This window comes from Natrinema sp. CRL1 (genome assembly GCF_059162405.1).
On sequence record NZ_JBLVOY010000032.1, the window covers coordinates 1 to 255 of the forward strand.

1 rRNA gene is annotated in these 255 nt (G+C 55.7%); it reads right to left on the reverse strand.

The window, feature by feature from the left end:
- Nucleotides 1-26 precede the first annotated feature (26 nt).
- Nucleotides 27-255 (reverse strand): 23S ribosomal RNA (locus tag ACJYUO_RS21900); the annotation flags it as partial.

Here is a 255-nt window from a genome sequence, read left to right on the forward strand (position 1 = left end):
TCACGGATCCAATGCGATGTAGTGTATGAGTGTGTGGCTTGGCCGATTAGTGCTCGCGGACTCAACACCTCGTTGCCTTGGTGCGTACATCCCGAGTCTATCGATCTCGTCTTCTACGAGTGGCCTCAGTGGTATCTCTTTTTCAGGTGGGTTTCGAGCTTAGATGCGTTCAGCTCTTACCCCGTGGTGCGTCGCTGCCCAGCACGTGCCCTTCCGGACAGCTGGTACACGAGTGGCACCCATTCGTAGTTCCTC